Origin of the sequence: Bartonella sp. AP1QHHD (genome assembly GCF_042196265.1) — a bacterium.
GTDB lineage: Bacteria > Pseudomonadota > Alphaproteobacteria > Rhizobiales > Rhizobiaceae > Bartonella.
Genome location: NZ_JBHIPW010000025.1, coordinates 1 through 1,424 on the forward strand (window position 1 = coordinate 1; position 1,424 = coordinate 1,424).

The 1,424-nt window shown below is 43.0% G+C and carries 2 protein-coding genes; both read left to right on the top strand.

Translation table 11 applies throughout. The features are described 5' to 3' along the window. Window positions 1-217 (top strand): head decoration protein (locus tag ACFIME_RS03235; protein WP_375684471.1); only part of this gene is annotated, 217 nt, incomplete at its 5' end. A gap of 12 nt (window positions 218-229) precedes the next feature. After that, complete coding sequence (locus ACFIME_RS03240) at window positions 230-1,306, top strand: major capsid protein (protein WP_375684472.1); 1,077 nt, start codon at window positions 230-232, stop codon at window positions 1,304-1,306. The last annotated feature ends 118 nt before the right edge of the window (window positions 1,307-1,424 follow it).

The following is a 1,424-nucleotide window of genomic DNA, read 5'->3' on the forward strand; positions in this document are numbered from 1 at the left end:
CCCCCTTAATCCAGCAGCAGCAGATGGCAGTCAAATCCCTGCGGGGATTTCTTTTGCCACTATTGACGCAACAGAAGCAGATCAACGTGCCGTGATTACAGCACGCTTATGCACTGTAAAAGCTTCTGAACTACTATGGCCAGATGCCATTACAGATGAACAAAAAAGTGCTGCCATTCAGTCTCTCGAAGACCATAACAATATTTTATTGCGATAGGAGAATGCGCACATGGATATGAATTTTTTTAAACACGACGCTTTCTCAGCCACCACCATGATGAAAGCGATTGAAAACTATGAGTTTCAACCGGGACTTATTAGTTCTCTTGATCTTTTTGAGGAAGTGGAAACAAGCACCACAGTGGTTGGTATTGAAAGACGTGACAATACATTGTCCTTGATTCAAACCAGTGAACGTGGCGCCCCCTTGGCAGAAGGGGATAGAGATGGACGTAATCTTCGGTTTTTCAAAACAACACGCATTGCCAAAAGTGACACGGTGAAATCAGAGGAAATCCAAAACCGGCGTGAATTTGGGACAGAAGATCAACTCGAGACAGCAATGAAATATATTGCCAGAAAACAAAAGAAACTGATTTCTGAAATCGAATTGACATGGGAAAACATGCAACTTGGCGCTGTTCAAGGGGTGGTTCTTGATGCCGATGGCTCTGTTATTGTCGATTGGTACAAGGAATGGGAAATCGCACCACCAAAGCCGATTGACTTTAAATTAAATAATGAGACAACCAATGTTGCGGACCATGTTGATCAAGTCATTATGAAAATGATTGAAGCTTCAAAAGGAGCTTTTTCTGATCGTTCACGCATTATTGGGCTTTGTGGAAATGAATTCTTTTCCAAGTTGAAAAACCATAAAACAATTCGTGAAACCTATCTCAACACAGCTCTTGCACAAACTTTAAATAGTGCTGGAGGTGTTGCAACAGCAAGTTCGATTGGCTCTGGGAGCTTTGGTAGTTTTGACTTTGCGGGTGTGACTTTCATTAATTACCGGAGTATTCACAACTATAATGTGAGTGCGAAGGCTGGAACAAAGCGCGCCATAGGCATTAAACCTGATGAATGTCAATTCTTGCCTGCCAATGCACCGGGAGTGTTTCAAAAAACCTTTGCACCGGGAGAAAGTTTGGATTTTGCCAACACGGTTGGAAAACCGCTCTACACCATGCTTATCGTCGACCACGACCGTAATGCATGGGTAAAACCGGAGGTCTATAGCTATCCGCTTTACATTTGCACACGCCCTGAAATGCTGTTCAAAGCAGTTATAGGAGCGAAATAACATGCGATGGCACGGGCTGCTAAATCAAATGGTTAAAGATGTACGCAACACTTTTGGGCAGCCCATCATCTACACGCGAAAAGACAATCAGCAATCGTTTCAAATTACAGCGATTTAC

Excerpts from the sequence above, each read along its gene's own strand:
- ACFIME_RS03240 (WP_375684472.1), top strand. The coding sequence starts at position 230 with ATGGATATGAATTTTTTTAAACACGACGCTTTCTCAGCCACCACCATG.